11 protein-coding genes and 1 pseudogene are annotated in these 16554 nt (G+C 68.9%); 6 read left to right on the forward strand and 6 right to left on the reverse strand.

The window, feature by feature from the left end; all coding sequences use genetic code 11:
• Positions 1 to 24 precede the first annotated feature (24 nt).
• Positions 25 to 1449, reverse strand: a complete 1425-nt coding sequence (locus tag CX1_RS09050; protein ID WP_169793212.1) for a lipase family protein — start codon at positions 1447 to 1449, stop codon at positions 25 to 27.
• A 73-nt stretch (positions 1450 to 1522) separates the two neighbouring features.
• On the opposite strand from CX1_RS09050, the gene CX1_RS09055 reads away from it, so the two are divergent.
• Positions 1523 to 4069, forward strand: a complete 2547-nt coding sequence (locus CX1_RS09055; protein WP_046649827.1) for a DEAD/DEAH box helicase — start codon at positions 1523 to 1525, stop codon at positions 4067 to 4069.
• Between the two features lie 12 nt (positions 4070 to 4081).
• Here the strand turns inward: CX1_RS09055 and CX1_RS09060 are convergent, their stop codons facing one another.
• Positions 4082 to 5020 carry a hydrogen peroxide-inducible genes activator gene (locus CX1_RS09060; RefSeq protein ID WP_046649828.1) on the reverse strand — a complete coding sequence of 313 codons (939 nt, stop codon included), beginning with the start codon at positions 5018 to 5020 and terminating at the stop codon, positions 4082 to 4084.
• 226 nt (positions 5021 to 5246) lie between these two features.
• On the opposite strand from CX1_RS09060, the gene CX1_RS09065 reads away from it, so the two are divergent.
• On the forward strand, positions 5247 to 5843 hold the full coding sequence (locus tag CX1_RS09065; protein WP_046649829.1) for a peroxiredoxin: 597 nt from the start codon (positions 5247 to 5249) through the stop codon (positions 5841 to 5843).
• Positions 5844 to 5846: 3 nt separating this feature from the next.
• A complete protein-coding gene (ahpD, locus tag CX1_RS09070; RefSeq protein WP_046649830.1) occupies positions 5847 to 6371 on the forward strand; it encodes an alkylhydroperoxidase, AhpD family in 525 nt (174 codons plus the stop codon).
• 170 nt (positions 6372 to 6541) lie between these two features.
• On the opposite strand, the gene CX1_RS09075 is transcribed toward ahpD, so the two are convergent.
• From CX1_RS09075 to CX1_RS09085, 3 genes are all read right to left on the reverse strand, one after another.
• Positions 6542 to 7855, reverse strand: a complete 1314-nt coding sequence (locus CX1_RS09075) for a purple acid phosphatase family protein (RefSeq protein WP_060925554.1) — start codon at positions 7853 to 7855, stop codon at positions 6542 to 6544.
• Between the two features lie 158 nt (positions 7856 to 8013).
• Positions 8014 to 9279, reverse strand: coding sequence for a hypothetical protein (locus CX1_RS12550; protein ID WP_052753080.1), 1266 nt, complete (start codon positions 9277 to 9279; stop codon positions 8014 to 8016).
• Positions 9280 to 9407: 128 nt separating this feature from the next.
• Entirely contained in the window at positions 9408 to 11486 is a 2079-nt protein-coding gene (locus CX1_RS09085) for a neutral/alkaline non-lysosomal ceramidase N-terminal domain-containing protein (protein ID WP_046649832.1), read from the reverse strand.
• Between the two features lie 154 nt (positions 11487 to 11640).
• Between CX1_RS09085 and CX1_RS09090 the strand changes: the two genes are divergently transcribed.
• Together CX1_RS09090 and CX1_RS09095 are read left to right on the forward strand one after the other, a co-directional pair.
• Positions 11641 to 12486: a lipase family protein gene (locus CX1_RS09090; RefSeq protein WP_082719264.1), complete on the forward strand. Its 846-nt coding sequence runs from the start codon at positions 11641 to 11643 to the stop codon at positions 12484 to 12486.
• A 173-nt stretch (positions 12487 to 12659) separates the two neighbouring features.
• Positions 12660 to 14063 carry a lipase family protein gene (locus CX1_RS09095; RefSeq protein WP_052753082.1) on the forward strand — a complete coding sequence of 468 codons (1404 nt, stop codon included), beginning with the start codon at positions 12660 to 12662 and terminating at the stop codon, positions 14061 to 14063.
• Between the two features lie 33 nt (positions 14064 to 14096).
• Here CX1_RS09095 and uriH read toward each other — a convergent pair whose 3' ends face one another.
• The gene (gene uriH, locus CX1_RS09100; RefSeq protein ID WP_046649866.1) at positions 14097 to 15059 is read right to left on the reverse strand and encodes a uridine-preferring nucleoside hydrolase UriH; all 963 of its coding nucleotides are present in this window, start codon (positions 15057 to 15059) and stop codon (positions 14097 to 14099) included.
• 112 nt (positions 15060 to 15171) lie between these two features.
• Here uriH and CX1_RS09110 point away from each other — a divergent pair.
• Positions 15172 to 16466, forward strand: a pseudogene (locus CX1_RS09110) (DUF2254 family protein).
• Positions 16467 to 16554: the final 88 nt, after the last annotated feature.

Genomic DNA, 16554 nt, shown 5'->3' on the forward strand with positions numbered 1-16554 from the left:
GGATAGACGGACCGGATACGGGCCTCAGAATTGGCAGGTGCCGGGCAGCGAGATGTCGCCCCCGGAACCGCTCGCCGACGCCTCCTTCAGCGCGATTCCGAATGCGGTGGCCAGGTAGTGGGTCGCGAGCTCGGAGCCGGACATCATCGGGGCGGTGTGCCCGATGCCCAGGCCCGGGGCGATGCGCGGAATCTCCGCGGGGACGAAGGTGACGTCGGCGCCGAGCGAGCACCAGTCGCGGGCCATCTGTTCGGCCTGCTGGAACGGGATGACGTCATCGTTGCGCCCGTTGAGCACCAGGACGGGCGCATTGGGCTTCAGGCGCCCGATGCGGTGCTGGTCGAGGACCGACACGATTTCGGGGTGCTCGGCGAAGTGCGCCGACAGGCTGCGACCGTCGCGGGTCCACGAGTTCGTGCGGTGCAGGCCGACGCGTTCGACGGAGTCGCCGATGCAGTCCTCGGACAGCTCACCGAGGATCCGTTTACCGTAGGGCGAGGCGATCTCGTCCATGATCGGGCGCAGCTCCGGGTTCGTTTCCAGGAACCCGTTCACCGCGTAGCCGATGGCCCCCATGATCATGTTGCCGTCGATGCGGGTGAGCACCTGCGACAGATCGGCCGGCGGTGCGCCCGCGAAGGTGACCACCACGTTGAGTTCGGGTGCATAGGTCTGTGCGAGCTCCGCGGCCGACGCCGTGGCGCCGCCGCCCTGCGAGTAACCCCAGAACGCGACCGGGGAATCCGCGGGCAGGCCGTCGACGGCCAACCCTGCGCGCGCGGCGTCGAGGATCGTCTGCCCCTGATCGAGGCGGTTGGCGTAGGTGTGCACGCCCGGGGCGCCCAACCCGATGTAGTCGCTGACCACGACGCGGAACCCCTGCTCCAGCAGCGGCTGGACCTGGCTGATCTGGCCTCCTCCGGGCTCGCCATAGGTCGCCGACGGAGCGCACTTGTCCGCCTGCCCGACGGTGCCCGGTGCGACGACCACGGTGGGCCGCTGGCCCGCGTGCTCCCACGGGGCGTCCGGCACCACGACGATTCCCCCGACCTCGCGTCCGCGGCCCGAGCCATCACGGGTGGCGAAGCTCATGATGCGCGCCGAAAAGTCGACGGACGACTCGCCGGAGGACCCGGCGCCGAGGGCCTCGCCGAGCCCGCCGCTGCCTCCACTTCCACCACTTCCACCACTGCCACCGTTGTCCCCCGCCGGCTCCGGGGCGGGGCGCGACGACAACACGGTGCCGGGTGCCGCGTCGATGACGGGAAGCACCTCGCCGCCGGCGACGGTCTCACTGCCCGAACCACCCGTCCCTCCGGGGCCGCCGGCTCCCGGTTCCCCCGTTTCCGCGGTGGCCGTCGCCGTCCCCGCTCCCAGGACGGCGCCCGCCGCAAGTCCGACGGTGGCCAGCGCCGCCACGACGCGCTTCAGTTCAATTGCACTCGACACATGAGCATCGAACCATGCCAAAGCCGCCCACGCTGGGCAATTGGTTAGTCTGGACGGCGTGTCTCTCTCCGCCATGCTGCCCGACCTCGCCGACGTCCCCGAATCCTTGATCGACGACGCGATCGTCGACTCCTTCATCGCCTGGACGCGGGATTCGGGCATCACGCTGTACCCCGCGCAGGAGGAGGCGACGCTGGCGCTGGCCGGCGGTGACCACGTCATCCTGGCCACACCGACGGGTTCGGGAAAGTCGATGGTGGCCATCGCCGCTCATTTCGCGGCGTTGGCCCGCGGTCAGCGCAGTTTCTACACCGCGCCGATCAAGGCTCTGGTCAGCGAGAAGTTCTTCGCCCTGTGCGAGGTCTTCGGGGCGGAGAACGTCGGCATGATGACCGGCGACGCGACCGTCAACGGCGGCGCGCCGATCGTGTGCGCCACCGCGGAGATCGTGGCCAACATCGCGTTGCGCGAGGGGCCCGACGCCCACATCGACCAGGTTGTCATGGACGAGTTCCACTTCTACGCCGAACCGGACCGCGGTTGGGCGTGGCAGGTGCCGCTGCTGCTGCTCAACCGCGCGCAGTTCCTGCTCATGTCGGCCACGCTCGGCGACGTGTCCATGTTCCGGAAGGACCTCAAGCAGCGCACCGGCACCGACGTCGAGCTCGTCGCGGGCACGACCCGCCCGGTGCCGCTGGATTTCCATTACGTGCACACGCCCGTCCACGACACCCTCGACGAGCTGCTCGCCGACGGCAAGGCGCCCATTTACGTGGTGCACTTTTCGCAGCGCGAGGCCGCGGAGCGCGCGCAAGCGTTGACCGGCCTGAAACTGCTGACCCCGGAGGAGAAGGAGAGGATCCGGGAAGAGATCGGTGATTTCCGCTTCACGACGTCCTTCGGCCGGGTCCTGTCGAAGCTGGTGCGCCAGGGCATCGGCGTCCACCACGCAGGCATGCTGCCGAAGTACCGGCGCCTGGTCGAACGACTGTCGCAGACCGGCCTGCTCAAGGTCATCTGTGGCACCGACACGCTGGGCGTGGGCATCAACGTGCCCATCCGCACGGTGCTGATGACCGGCCTGGTCAAGTACGACGGCACCCGCCAGCGCATTCTCAAGTCCCGCGAGTTCCACCAGATCGCCGGTCGCGCGGGCCGTGCGGGCTACGACACCGAGGGCACGGTCGTGGTGCAGGCCCCGGACCACGAGATCGAGAACTTCAAGCTGCGCCGCCGTGCCGGGCAGGACGAGGCGAAGATGAAGAAGCTTCGCCTCAAGGCCGCGCCGAAGGGCGAGGTCACGTGGTCGCAGCAGGCCTACGACAAGCTCGTCGATCAGCCGCCGGAGGCTTTGACCAGCCGTTTCCGCGTCAGCAACGGGATGTTGCTCAACGTCATCGCCCGCGGCGGCGACACCTTCGCCAACATGCGGGATCTGCTGCGCGGCAACCATGACACGCGCCACCAGCAGAACCAGGCGATCCTGACGTCGATCGAGCTCTACCGCGGCCTGGTCGCCGCCGGCATCGTCGAGGAACAGGAGGGCCCGGGCGGCGCCGACGACATCCGGCCGCGCCTGACGGTGGAGCTGCAGCGCGACTTCGCGCTGAATCAACCGTTGGCCCCCTTCGCACTGGCGGCGCTGGAGCTGCTCGATACGGAGGCCGACGACTACGCGCTCGACGTCATCTCGGTGTTCGAGGCCATCCTCGACGACCCGCGCCAGCTGCTCACCGCACAGCAGAAGGCGGCCCGTGGCGCGGAGATCGCTGCGCTGAAGTCGGAGGGCGTCGACTACACCGAGCGCATGAACATCGTCGAGGACATCACGTGGCCGAAGCCGCTGGAGGAGGAACTGGAGCAGGCCTTCCAGACTTACGCCAAGGGCCATCCGTGGGTCCGCGAGTTCGAACTGTCCCCCAAGTCGGTGGTCCGCGAGATGGTGGAAAAGGGCATGACCTTCTCCGACGTCGTATCCGAGTACGGCATCGCCCGCGCCGAGGGCGTCCTTCTGCGCTACCTCACCGACGCCTGGCGTACGCTGCGGCACACGCTCCCCCGCGAGGCGTCCAACGACGAGCTCGCCGACATCGTCGAGTGGTTGGGCGAGTTGATCCAGCAGGTGGATTCCTCGCTGGTCGACGAGTGGGCGCGCATGGCCGACCCGGACAAGCCCGTCGACGAAGAGACGCTGCGCGAGGCGGCGTTCGGCGGCGACGAGTCGCGCCCGCTGACGGGCAACGTCCGCGCGTTCACGCGCATGGTGCGCAACCTGATGTTCCGCCACGTGCAGCTGTTCGCCTATGAGAAGGAACGCGAACTGGCCGAGCTCGATTCGCTCGTCGACGACGCACCGGACTGGCCGTCGCTGATGGACGACTATTTCGGCGAGTACGACGACGTGGATCTCGGCCCCGCCGCGCGGGGGCCGGAGCTGTTCCGCGTGGACATGGCCCACACGACCAACGATGCCGCCGACGGCCGTCTCTGGAGGGTCGAGCAGACCATCCTCGACCCCGAGGACGACCGCGGCTGGCGGTTGATCGCCGTAGTGGATCTGGCGGCCTCCGATGAGGCCGGCGAGGTGCGCCTGCGTTCACTCGAGGTCAAGGCCGGCTGACCCCGCTGAGGATCAGTCCTCGGCGATGGCCTTCTCGTAGGACTGCTTGACCAGCTCGCCGATGCGGGAGAACTCGTCGCCGCGCACCGAGGACGCGCGGTGGACCAGGCCGACGGTGCGGCCGGGACGGGCGGGGCCCTCGAAGCGGGCGGTGGCCAGGCCCGGGCGCTGGGCCTCGACCTTCAGGGCCGAGGCCGGAACCAGGGTTTCGCCGAGGCCGCCGGCGACGCACTGCACGACCGTTGACAGGGACGCCGCGCGGGTCTCCAGGCCGAGGGTGTCCTCGCGGTGGGCGTCGACGCGGCGGCACAAATCGAGCACCTGGTCGCGCAGGCAGTGGCCGTCGTCAAGCAAAAGCAGGTCCAAGTCGCCGAGGACGTCCAGGGGCACGTCGTCGCGCCCGGCCAGGGCGTGGCCCTCGGGCAGGACGAGGTGGAACTCCTCCTCGTACAGCGGGGTCTCCGCGAAGGAGGACACGCCGGAGGGCAGGGCCAGCACCGCGGCGTCGATGGCGCCGGAACGCAGGGCCTCGATGAGGTGCGCGGTCGGCTCCTCGACGATGCGCGGCTCCAGCTCCGGCAGCTCCTCGCGGACGCTGAGCAGGAAGTTGGGCAGGATATAGGGCGCGATCGTCGGAATGAAACCGATGGCCAGCGGGCCGGCGAGCTCATCGGTGCGGCCCGACGCGCGGGCGACGATGTCGTCCACGATCTCCGAGACCTGGCGCGCGTAGGGCAGGATGCCGCGGCCGAGTGGCGTGACCAGGACCCGACGGGTCGAGCGCTCCACGAGCTGGACGCCGAGGCCACCTTCGAGGGTGGACAGCGCCTGTGACAGGGACGGCTGGGAAATGCCGAGTCGCTGGGCGGCCTGGCCGAAGTGGCCGGTGTCCGCGATCGCGACGAACGCGCGAAGCTGAGGCAGGGTGGGGCGGTATTCGCGATTACGCATACCTATGAGCTTACACGACACTGTTTCGAATTACCTCTTGACTTCGCCGGGTTTCATAGGCATAATGGTCCGTGCACCGGATGGAGCGATTGTTTTGCCAGGTGCGAATCCTTGATGGGGGACGTGTCATCTACCCCCGCGAGGTTCGGAATTTCTGGAGCTCCTGCCCGATCGCACCGTACGAATCATATTTTCGACTTTGAAGCCGATTCTTTAGGAGGATCACATGGCTCTGCTCACCGTTGGCGACCAGTTCCCCGAGTTCAACCTCACCGCCCTCAAGGGCGGCAACCTCCGCGAGGCCAACGCCGCCTCGCCGGACGACTACTTCGAGCAGGTCACCAACAACTCGTACGAGGGCAAGTGGAAGATCGTCTTCTTCTACCCGAAGGACTTCACCTTCGTCTGCCCGACCGAGATCGCCGCGTTCGGCAAGCTGAACGAGGAGTTCGAGGACCGCGACACCATCGTGCTCGGCGGCTCCGGCGACAACGAGTTCTCCCACTTCAACTGGCGCGCCACCAACGAGGAGCTCCTCGAGGTGCCGTTCCCGATGTTCGCCGACGTGCGCCACGACCTGATGCGCGCCCTGGGCGTCGAGAACGCCGACGGCGTCGCCGACCGCGCGACCTTCATCATCGACCCGGATGGCGTCATCCAGTTCGTCTCCGTCACCCCGGACGCCGTCGGCCGCAACGTCGACGAGGTCCTGCGCGTCCTCGACGCCCTGCAGTCGGAGGAGGTCTGCGCCTGCAACTGGCAGAAGAACGACCCGACCAAGAACATCGACAAGATGGACGTCCTGAAGCAGGAGCTGAAGTAATACATGAGCATCGACAACCTTCGTTCCGGCCTGCCGGAGTACGCCAAGGATCAGAAGCTGAACCTGGGCTCCCTGACCCGTTCCACCGAGCTGAGCGAGCAGCAGCTGTGGGGCACCCTCCTGGCGTCGGCGGCCGCGACCCGCAATGACACCGTCTTCTCGGAGATCTCCGAGGAGGCCAAGGAGCACCTGTCCGACGAGGCTTTCGAGGCCGCGCTCGGCGCCGCCACCGTCATGGCGATGAACAACGTCGCCTACCGCGCCAAGGGCTGGCTCGGCGACGACTACGCCCAGGTGAAGTTCGGCCTGCGCATGAACATCATCTCGAAGCCCGGCGTGGAGAAGGCCGACTTCGAGCTGTGGTCGCTGGCCGTGTCCACGATCAACGGCTGCGAGCACTGCGCCGTCGCCCACGACAAGACCGTCCGCGAGGAGGGTCTGACCAAGGAGCAGGTGTGGGAGGCCGTGAAGATCGCTGCGGTGATCCAGGCCATCGCCCAGACCGTCCAGGTCGAGGGCGCGCGCTAAGCGCTCCCCATTGCGCCGGTTCGCGTCGGCGCTGCGCCGGGTGCTCCCGGCACACCGAAACCGCCGCACTCCCCCGATCAATCGGGTGGCGTGCGGCGGTTTTCGCGTGCGGTGGTTTTTCGGGTGCGGCCGTCGTCGCGCGCGGGACTTCCACGCGGACCGTGAGCTTGCTAGCGGACCAGCTTGCCCTCGCCGCACTTGTCGATGGTGAACTCGTCGAGGACGCTCCCGGCGCCGGCGGCGTCGTTGGAGGTGACGCGATCGTCGCCTTCGACGGTGATGACCGCCGTGACCTCCATCGTGCAGGCGTCGACGGTGATCTTCTGGAACGTCGACGTCTGCTGCGCCCACACCGCCCGCTCGGCGCCTTGACCGGACCACGACGGGTTGTCGGCGGAGGTCTCGTAGAACTTCGATCCCGCGGTGGCGACCATGTACACCGGGCCGGTGTTGACCCCGTCGACGACGTTGGCGGTCTTGTGGCCGCGGGCGTAGGCGTGGTCGTGGCCGTTGAGCACCAGGTCCACGTTGTGCCGCTCGATGGTCTCGGCGAAGGCATCGCCGTAGGACCGGTCGTCCCGGGCGGTGCCGGCGTTGTGGACCGGCTGGTGGAACATGACGACCGACCACTGGTTGGGGTTGTCGGCCAGGGCGGCGTCCAGGAACTCGCGCTGCTGGTCCAGGAAGATGGAGTTGGCCATCAGCGTGATGATGCGCACCCCGCCCCGATCGACGTAGTACGTGGCGTTGCGCAAGATCTCGGGGCCGTTGGCCGGGTGCGTGTAGTGGTTGTTGTACACCGTGGCGAACGGGTCGACCGTGAACTCGTGGTTGCCGATGGCGGCCAACAACGGCGTGGTCGCGGGCTTGCCGTCCATCGCGGCGTACCAGTCGCCCCACTCCCCGTCCAGGTGGGCCTGGTCGATCATGTCGCCGGACTGCAGGATCAGCTCGGCGTCGGGAACGGTGGCGAACGCCGATTGCGCCGTCGTGCGCCATTCCTCCGTCAGCCCGTTCTGGGCGTCGCCGAAAAAGAGCATGTCGACGGGGCCGGCGTGGCCGTCGGGCGCGGTGCTGAACTGGCGCCACGGCCCGGCGTCACCACCGGCGGTGACGATGCGGTACTCGTAGGCCGTGGCCGGGGCCAGATCGGTCATTGCCGCCGTCTGGTGGATTCCACCGGCAAGCGCGGTCCCCTTGGGCGTCGCGTCGACCCGGACGGACTCCGCGTCGCCGCCGGCCGGGCGGTACTCCACCGCGGCACCCTGTTCGGCGGCGCGGAACGTGACGGTCATGCCGCGGGCGGCGTCGGCGGCCGGGGCCAGAATGACGCGCTCGGCGACGTCGTGGGCGGGCGCGGCCGGCTGGGCTGCGGCGACGCCGGTGAGCGCGGTAATGGCGGTGGCACCGGCCAAGGCGCTCGCGGCGAGCACGGCGGTGATGGGGGCGGCGGGACGTCGTGAAGCGACGATGCGGGAATTCACTGTTCGGTTGCTTTCGGGTCGTGCGGCGGTGCGGGCGTGGCCCGTCGGACCCGACGATGATCCCCGATACACATGACCCCGGAGCGTCCGCCGGGTGAACGGCGGGCGACTCCGGGGTGAGTGCCGAATGAAATGGTGCGGCGGCGGCGCGGAAACCGCTACGCCATGGGCACGGGGCGGCGTCCGCCGATGAGCTGGCGGTAGATCTCCGCGTAGGCGACCATCTGGATCGGCATGGTGTACAGCGCACCGATGTAGCAGAGCATGATGCCGATGGCGCCGACCAGGCCGGCCAGCAGCATTGCGCCGAGAACCGACCAGAATCGGCCCTTGACCAGGTTCCACGCCAGTGCGGGGGCCTCCAGCACCTTCGCGCGGCCGTCCATGACCAGCAGCGGGATCAGCGCGGTGATCGGGGCCACGGCGATGGAACCGGCGATGAGGAGGAGGTAGGACAAGAGGACCAGTGCCCCGCCCGCGCCCTCGGACTGCGTCGACGTGCCGAGCCCCACGAACATCAGGATGTAACCCGGGATCTGCGCGGCTACGGCCATCAGGCCGGAAATCAACCACGCGCCGATCAGCGCGCCCCATCGGTTGACCCGGAAGAAGGTGCCGAAGGAGGGCCTGCGGCCGTCGATTTCCTCGAATGCGCCTCGGTACATGAACACCATGACCACGAACATCAAGGCGAACAACACCGGGTACATGAGCAAGATCCCGGTGAACGCCGCACCGATGCCCGCCGCCGACGGATCGACGGACGTGGGGTCGGACGGGTCGTACGCCGAAATGCTCGAGAACAGGCCACCGAAGATGACCGTCATGAACACCAGGAAAAGCACGACGAGCGACACGATGGCGAGGGCGGAAAACCCGAGCCACGGTCCGATGTTGGCGTTGACGCGCTTGAAGGCGGTCGACAACGGCTGCGTGATGTTGAACGGCGCCGGGCCCGAGAACACGGGGGACGTCGGCGGCTCGTCGCCACCGGGCTGGGCCACGCCCACGCCGGGGTCACCGAAATTCTGCTGGGAGAACTGGCCCTGGCCCGCGTAACCGCCGTAGCCCTGGTAACCCTGCTGGCCCTGGTAGCCCTGGTAACCCTGCTGGCCGTACTGGCCCTGGTCGCCCGGGAAACCCTGCTGGCCGTAGGGGTCCTGGCCGTACTGGTTTCCGCCGTACTGGCCCTGCTGACCGTAAGGGTCCTGGCCGTACTGATTCGGGTCGTAACCCTGCTGGCCATGGGGGCCCGACTCACCGGACTGGCCCGACTGGCCCTCGTTCCAGCCGCCCTGGTCTCCCTGGCCATAGCCGTAGCCGTAGCCGTTGCCGTTGCCCTGGCCGTTGCCGTTGCCCTGGCCGGGCTGCCCGTCGGAATTGTCCCCGGGTTGGCCGTCGGGGCGACCCTTGTCTTCGGTCATGGTGGAGTGCTCCTAATGCGTCGATAAACGTCGATTGCAGGTTCACAGTGTAAAACGTTCGCGTCCCACCCGCTCGACCCGGCCCGCTTGACCCGGCCCACGGCAGCCGCCTCACTGCAGCCGGGCCGCTATGCCACGGTCACGGTCGACGAGCCCTCGAACGGGGTCAGGCCGCCGCCGATGCCGCGTGCCGAGCCGCGGTAGCGGATCACGTACTCCCCCGGCGCCGCGCCGGAGCTGTCCCACGTGATGGTCGCGGTCGTCTGCGCGGCCTCCTTTTTCCATTCGATGACGGTCGCCTCATGCGAGTCGTCGGCCACGCGGGTGCCGTCCTGCTTTTCGACGGACAGAAAACCCGTCTCATGCCGCAGATCCGAGTTGGGGTTCGCGCCGGCGAACGCCACGGCCACGGCGGTGCCCGCGGCGACCGGGCCCTCCGGCGCGGACAGCACGTCCCCGAAGTTTTTGCCCAACGGCGCGACGTCGACAAGCGGGTTTCCCATGGGTGACGGCGGGATCTTGCCGGTCAGATCCCCTTCCGGAGCGCCGGCGTCGACGGGCACGCCCGATCGCATCGCCGCGGCCAGGCCGTCGAAGATCTGGGTGGCGGCGGGCAGGGTCAGGCGGCCGAAGATGGTGGCGCCGCCCTCGTAGTCCTGCTGCTCGTATTCCTCTGGGGTGGTGATGTAGTGGCCGTAGCCCGACACGTAGCCCTGCACGATGACCACATCCATGGGCACGTCGAGCGCCTCGGCGATGGCGCGCCGCATGCGCAGGCCGGCCACCACGGTCGGCTCGAACGCCAGCGACGCGATGACGATGCCGCCGATGCGGTGCAGGTGGAACACGTGCGTCTGCTGCACCAGGCCGGGGATGTAGCCGACGGGCAGGAGGTTCTCCTTCGCGCCGTGGATCGCCGACGCCGACGCGGGCACCGCCACCTGATTGACCTGCCGCACCCAGGGCGTCCCGCCGCGGGAGCCCTCGTTGAATCCGAGCATGGGTTCGCCGCCGCCGTCCTCCTGCGACGACGCCGCGAACGCCGCGCCGAGGATCGCCGGGCCGGTGGTGCCGGGCTGGCCGTCCGGAGTCCAACGGCCGTCGATCTTGACCTCGCGCATGTTCACCCACTGGTGGCGGGCGTCGATGCCGCCGCCGCCCAGCGCGATGGCGCGGCCGGTGATGCCGTCGAGCTGGCGGCGGCCGAGGATCCGCGCCGACTCGTATTCGTTGCCCTCCCCCGGCCCGGAGTTGGGCACCAGTCCATGGTTGGGGCTGACGTCGCCGGGGGCGGACATGGCGAACGCCGCCACGTATGGCGCCTCGGCGGGGTTGGCGTGGTCGACGCCGGCCTTGTGCTCCGCCAGCCACGCCGCGTAGCCCTTGTTGTCGCCGGAGATGATGGTGTGCTCGGGGCCGAACGTCGTCGGGTGGATGCCGTACCAGTTGATCAGGCCGATCGCCGCCCCGTCGCGGATGACGTGGAGGGTCACCGAGTCGCGGTCGACGCCGTCGGGGAACACGGCCTTGTCGGCGTCGGGGTTGCGGTCGAACGCGCCCCGGGAGCGGTTGATGCCGGCGTCGGCGACGGTGCCCCGGGTCAGCGCGATCTGCGACGGCGCCAGGTCGGCGTCGGCCCGTTCGATGGCCAGCACGATGCCGGTGACGGTGGCCTCGAAGGTCACGGGCCTGAAACCCAGCGTGGTCAGGTCGACCATCAGGTGCCCCGAGGTGCCGCCCGGCGCGACGTGGGTGTGCGAGGCCCCGATGAGCACGTTGCCCTCGTGGTACGTGTCGCCGAAGCGCGCCTGCAGGCGGCGGATGACCTCCAACTGGATGGATTGGAACATCAGTCCCATGTCGGCGGTGACGTGGGCGACGCGGCCGCCGTTGCCGTCGTCGAAGACGAAGGCGCGGGCGAACTGCCGCTGCCGCAGCCCCGAGGTCTGCTGTTCCAGCACCGCGTAGCCGTTCATGCCGGCGCCGAGGGGTTCGCCGGTCATGTCGGCCATGCCGCGGCCCACGGTCATGGGCACGGTTGACGACGCCGACGTGCCCGCTTCCCCGTCCCCCGGGCGGGCATGGGCGGTTCCCTGCCGGGCGAGCCCGGTGGCGGCGAACGCGCCCAGTGCCGCCGCAGTGGCGGAACCCCCGAGAAACGCCCTGCGCGGGATGGACGGGATGCGTGCTGTTGCGGTGTCGGTCATGACGTGGTGCCCCCTATGCGGCGTCGCGAACGGTCGGGTCCAGGTTGCTGGCCGATGCCGATCGTTCACGCGAACGAATTGTTGTTGGGGAACCGTAGTGCTCCATTCACCGAAATAATGTCCTTTTGGGCCAAAACGGTGTTTTCCACGTCGTTTGCGGCGACGGACGGCCGAAAGGGTTTGTTGTCCCATAGCTACCGACACAATCGCCGGCTTTTTTCAAAATGAATATAATTTTCTAAGTTCCCGTATTACGTGCTTCGCCGGGGCGCCGTCCGACGCCCGCGCACAACGCCCCGCCCGGCGGGGTCCGGAACACGAACAGGAACGCCGTTGCCGATCAGTCGCACGCACGCCCGCACCGCGGGCACCATGGGAACCCTCGCCGCACTCGCCGAATCACTCTTCGGAGTCGCTCCCGGCGGATCTGACTAGCGTGGTCGGCGCGGTCCAGGAAAACCTCATCGTCGGCGCGCTGGGATACGCCATGAACGGATTCATCGAGCGCTACCCGGAAAGCCGCCCGGCATTCGAGGGGGTCATGAACCCCGTCGGACTCGACTACCTGGAGCGCACGGAAACCCAGTGCATCGTCGACTCGTTGGTCAGCTACGGCGTACCCGGGGCACTCGGACCGGAGCCGTCGCGGGCGCTGACCGTCGACGGCGAAACCCTGGGACACCACCTGCTGACCAACCCGGAACTGAAGCAGTACGCCGACCGCCAGCTCATCGGCACGCTCACCCCGACGACGCCCGCCCTCATCGCCAACAGCACCAACGACGACGCCATCCCCTTCGGCCAGGCCCGCGCGCTGGCGCAGCGCTGGTGCGACGCCGGCGCGGACGTGACCTTCCGCCGCGCCGACGTGCCGTCGACCGTCCCGCGCATGGCCTTCGACCACCTGCTGCCCATCCCGGTCGGATTCCTCCAGGGCCAAAGCTGGATCATGGATCGCTTCAACGGCGTCGAGACCTCCGGCTGCCACCTGGAGGGGTGACCGGCGGGGCGCGGCGGCGACATCCGGATCGGTGGCGACGATTCAATGGATTTATTTCGGGAACGTCATATGTTCGCCGCGATAACTGGTTAAGGTGCGTAACCGGAACGCCACCCGGCGTTCGTTACATGCCAGCCCCGAAAGTGGGGCCCAGAGAGTGAACAGGAACTCCGTTGCCGCGTAGCCGCAAGAACTCCATCGCCGTCGGAGCCGCGGGAGCCGCCGTCGCCGTCGCCGCTTCCCTGCTGGTCGCCCCGTCCATCGCCTCCGCCCAGGAAATGGCCGCCCCGCATCCGATGTCCCCGGGAGAAAACCCCGCCGACTTCGAGGGCGCCAACGCCTTCTACATGCCGCCGGAGCAGATCCCCGCGGCCCCTGGCTCGGTCATCCGCCGCGAGCCGATGGACCTGTACGTCACGCTGCCCAACGTCGACGGCCCGTGGCCGGGCAAGGCCGAGCGGTTCATGTACACCTCCACCGACAACAACGGCGTGCCCACCGCCGTGACGGGCATGGTCATGGAGCCCATCGCGGAGTGGACGGGCGAGGGCGCGCGCCCGACCATCGTCATCGGCCCCGGCACCATCGGGCAGGGCGACCAGTGCGCGCCGTCGCGGCTGGGGTCGACGATGCTCGGCATCGACCCGCAGAAGCCGTCGATCGGCATCAACTACGAGCTCCTGTTCGCCAACGTCATGCTGCGCGACGGCGTGCGCGTGGTCATGACCGACTACATCGGTCTGGGCACCCCGGGCGTCCACACGTACATGAACCGCCTCGACCAGGGCCACGCGATGCTCGACGCGGCACGGGCCATCCCGGCGCTGACCGGACAGGCCGACGCGCCGGTCGGCTTCTGGGGTTACTCGCAGGGCGGCGGCGCGGCGGCCGCGGCGGCGGAACTGGCGGAAAGCTACGCCCCCGACGTCGACGTGCGCGCCACCTTCGCCGGCGCCCCGCCCGCCGACCTGGAGGCCGTCGCCGGTGGGGTGCAGGAGAACCTGATCGTCGGCGTGCTCGGCTACACCATCAACGGCCTGCTCGAGCGGCACCCGGAGAGCCAGGCGCCCATCGACGCGATCATCAGCCCCCGGGGCCAGGAGGTCCTCGAGGCCACCCGCACCCAGTGCATCGGCGACAGCATCATCGAGTTCGGTGCGCTCGGCGCCATCGCCCCGGACCCCACGAGCATGATGACCAAGGACGGCCGCAACATCCAGGAGCAGATCCGCACCATCCCGCGGCTGAAGGAGATGACGGACCGCCAGCTCATCGGCACCCTGCGCCCCAATGCGCCGGTGCTGGTGACCAACAACATCAACGACGACGCGATCCCCCACGATCAGGCGCAGGCGCTGGCCGAGCGCTGGAGCGCCCTCGGTGCCGATGTCGAGTTCCGTTCGGTGCCGCTGCCGACCGTCGCCGATCGTTTCGCCATCGGCCACCTGCTGCCCATGCCCCTGGGCTTCCTCGATGCGAAGAACTGGCTGATCGGCCAGTTCAACGGCGTCGACGTCGCCCCGGGTTCGTCGACCGAGGGTTCGGCCGCGGGACTTCCCCCGGTGGGCTCGTCGTAAAGCAGGCCCCAAAGCCCGACCCCGCGCCCGCGCTCACCTGCCCGGCGCGGCCGTGATCGCCTCGACCACGAGGTCCCAAAACTTCCCGTGGTCCAGCGTCACGGCGACCTGCGTGGTGCAGTCCGCGGGGATGGGCGCGCGGAAGTCGGCGACGGTCATGCCGGCGGTCAACGCCCCCTGCAGCTCCACGTCCAGCGGCACCTTCGTGGTCGACACCACCGACGGGTCGATGAGGTACGCCACCGCGCACGGGTCGTGGACGGGCGGGTCGTCGAAGCCCTGGTTCTCGCGGTAGGCCTCGCGGAAGAACCCGATCAGGCCGACGACGAAGTCCGCGACGTCGGTGCCGATGGCCTTGATGTGCTGCTCCACCTCCGGGGTCGCCAGCGCCTGGTGCGTCAGATCCAGGCCGACCATGGTCAGCGGCCACTTCTCGTTGAACACGATGTGGGCGGCCTCCGGGTCGACGCTGATGTTGAACTCCGCCACGGCGGTCTTGTTGCCCTCGTGGTACCCGCCGCCCATGAGCACGACCTCCGCGACGCGGTCGACGATGGCGGGTTCCTTGCGCGCGGCCATGGCGATGTTGGTCAGCGGGCCGGTCGGCACCAGCGTCACCGTCCCGGCCGGCTCGGACATGACGGTGTCGATGATGAAGTCGACCGCATGGGCGTCGTCAAGCGGAACCGTCGGCACGGGCACGGCGTAACCATGGACGTCCATGCCGGAGTCGCCGTGGACCTCCGCGGCCACGACGCCCTGCCGCACCAGCGGGCGCGTGCAGCCAGCGTGGACGGGCACGCCGTCGATGCCGGCGATGGTCAGCACCGCGCGGGCGTTGCGGGTGACCTTCTCCAGAGTCTGGTTGCCGCCGATGGTGGTGACGCCCACCAGCTCGATCGCCGGGTTGCCCGCGGCCAGGAGAATCGCGACGGCGTCGTCGTGGCCGGGATCGCAGTCGAGGATGATCTTGCGGTGCTCGTTCGTGGCGGGCATGGGGGCTCCTTTGCGCCGGTGGTCGGGTCGGGCCGTTGCCTCAAGCATCACCACGGCCGCCCGGCGCGTCAACGACTTCCGGTCGCCGGGTGACGCGTCGGCGTCCTCCGCCATGGTCAGCATCGGGCCGTCGACGACGCTGACGGTGCTGACCACGACCATCTCCATGACGCTGATCGTGCTGCAGGTGGCGTCCGGCAATTTCTCGCATCAGCTGTTGCGCGATTACATCCAGTCCCGCGCCGTCCGCGGGATCCTCGCGGTCTACGTCGGCGTGGTCGCCTATTCCATCACCCTGCAGCGCTCCATGGACGCCGACGCCGGGTTCGTGCCGCAGCTGCCATGACCATGGCCATGTTGCTCATCGCCGTGTCCCTGGCCACGTTCATCTGGTACGTCTCGCGCGTGGTGGACATGGTGCGCGTCGATGCCATCATCGACGGGACGGTGCGCCAGACCGTGGCGAACATCGATGAGCGCATCCGGGTCACCGATTGCCCGCGGCACGAGCCTCGCCCCCTGGTGCCCGGCGGCGCGCGGACGTTGACCAGCTCCGGCCACGGGTACGTGCTGTCCGTCGACGTCGCCGCGGCCGAGCGGTGGGCGCGGCGCCACGATGCGGTAATCGTCATCGACGCCCGCCCCGGCGATCTGATCATCCAGGGGCAGGCCTGGGGACGGTGGTGGCCGGCGGACGGTTTCGGGGCCGTGGGGTCGGGCTCGCGGCAGGGCGATGAGCTTGGCGACGCGCACCGCGACGGCTCATCCGGCCTGCGCGCGCGTCTCACCCGGTTGTTTCGCGGCGAGGAGGACGTCGGCGACGAGACCGGTCCGCCGCAGTTGCTCAGGCTGGACGCCGAACACGTGTCCCGCGTGGACTTTTCCCTGGGCATCCGTCAGGTGCTGGACATCGGGGTGCGGGCGCTGAGTTCCGGCGTCAACGACAACACCACCGCAGTCCACGCCATCGGCCAGCTGACCACGATTATGCGCCACTTGGCGCTCAACCCGGTTCATCCGGCGGTGCGGTACCGCGACAATCAGGTGGCCGTGTGGTCGGCCAACCACGATTTCATGGAGGTTCTCGACGACGTCACCACCGAGATCCGGCGGTATGGCTGCGATGACGTGGGCGTCGTCAGGCAAACCCTGCGGATGCTGGACATCATCGAGGACGTCGTCGCCGAGCCCGCCGACCGGGGTGCGACCGCCCGCGGAGGCAACGGTGACACGGAGCTCGGCCACGGGACGCGAGTGGCGGTGCGAAGGTTCATCGCCGAGGCGCGCCGGCGCATCGTCAACGCCGCCCGGCGGCTCATCCCCGACGCCCACGACATGATGCGCGTGGAAACCGCCGCCTTCGACCGCGACGCCGCCCACGATCCGCCGCCCGAGCCGGGGGTGTGAGCGGCGGCGGGCCCGCGAACCTGCACACGGCAATGGATCGGCACCGTCGCAAAGCTACCGCGCCCGCCCAGAGCGCACAGAAAGAATC

Source organism: Corynebacterium xerosis NBRC 16721 = ATCC 373 (assembly GCF_001552415.1).
In the GTDB taxonomy this organism is placed as follows: Bacteria; Actinomycetota; Actinomycetes; order Mycobacteriales; family Mycobacteriaceae; genus Corynebacterium; species Corynebacterium xerosis.

Bases quoted from the DNA above. Each gene is read 5' to 3' on its own strand.
- ahpD (WP_046649830.1), top strand. From the start codon at position 5,847: ATGAGCATCGACAACCTTCGTTCCGGCCTGCCGGAGTACGCCAAGGAT.
- CX1_RS09085 (WP_046649832.1), bottom strand. From the start codon at position 11,486: ATGACCGACACCGCAACAGCACGCATCCCGTCCATCCCGCGCAGGGCG.
- CX1_RS09055 (WP_046649827.1), top strand. From the start codon at position 1,523: ATGCTGCCCGACCTCGCCGACGTCCCCGAATCCTTGATCGACGACGCG.
- CX1_RS09065 (WP_046649829.1), top strand. From the start codon at position 5,247: ATGGCTCTGCTCACCGTTGGCGACCAGTTCCCCGAGTTCAACCTCACC.
- CX1_RS12550 (WP_052753080.1), bottom strand. From the start codon at position 9,279: ATGACCGAAGACAAGGGTCGCCCCGACGGCCAACCCGGGGACAATTCC.
- CX1_RS09060 (WP_046649828.1), bottom strand. From the start codon at position 5,020: ATGCGTAATCGCGAATACCGCCCCACCCTGCCTCAGCTTCGCGCGTTC.
- uriH (WP_046649866.1), bottom strand. From the start codon at position 15,059: ATGCCCGCCACGAACGAGCACCGCAAGATCATCCTCGACTGCGATCCC.